Below are 895 nucleotides of genomic sequence, written 5' to 3'. Positions count from 1 at the left end.
CGGTTATGGTTCCCTCGTGCGAACGACGAACGAAGTATGAGCGAAGTTGACCTAGACGCGATTGAGGACGCGATGTTGCGACATCGTGACCCGGTTGTGACGACTGGAGACCTAGCCGACGAACTCGGGTGTTCGTCTCGGCACGTCCTGAACCAACTCCGAATCCTAGAGCGAACCGACGACGTGGGAAGCAAGCAAGTCGGCGCTCGGGCGGTTGCATGGTGGCACGTTGACCGAGTGACGCCGCCGACGATGCGCCCGGACGAGCATCCCGACCAGACGGCTCTTGACGACGCGTCTGAGACGAGCGACGACCGCGACGGCTTCGAGGACCTGCTGGCCGACTGGACGCCCGGACGGACGGACGCAAAGCGACAGGAGCAACGTGACGCCGGTCGCGCGGCGCTCCGCGTCCTTCGGGACGATGGTCGGATGACGCGCTCGGATTTTGAGGACGAACTTCTGCCCGCGTTCGCCGTCGAGGACCAGAGCAAAGAGACGTGGTGGCGGAAGTCGGTGCGCCCGGCGCTCCGGCTCGCGGTCGATGACGGCCGCGCAGTCCATCATCACGGACCTCCACACGAATACGAATGGGTCTAGAGGTCGGGTCTCCCTGCCCTAACCCTTGGGGTTAGGGCCGCGGAACACGGTTGCAGACAGGTTCAAAGCTTCTCGCCGTCGATTTCTATGCTCGGAGTCGGCGGTGTACCGGCCGGTAAACCGTATGTCGGTATAGCAATCCGAGTCGGGTCGGCTGGCACCGTCGTCAGCAAGGGCGGTCCGCGGACCGATAGCTCTCGGGAGTTAATTCCATAGACCAAGAACGCAACAAGAACGCAACAAGAGACGCACCAACCGCTAATCGAACCACCAACACAACGCATTCGTGTTAGGG

General features: G+C 62.2%; 1 protein-coding gene. It reads left to right on the top strand.

What is annotated here, in order from left to right; all coding sequences use genetic code 11:
- On the top strand, window positions 1-600 hold a 600-nt coding region (locus C443_RS02945), incomplete at its 5' end, for an HTH domain-containing protein (protein ID WP_005533678.1).
- Window positions 601-895 lie beyond the last annotated feature (295 nt).

The sequence above is a fragment of the Haloarcula argentinensis DSM 12282 genome, from assembly GCA_000336895.1.
Taxonomy (GTDB): domain Archaea; phylum Halobacteriota; class Halobacteria; order Halobacteriales; family Haloarculaceae; genus Haloarcula; species Haloarcula argentinensis.
This window is presented reverse-complemented; position numbering and strand designations above follow the sequence as displayed.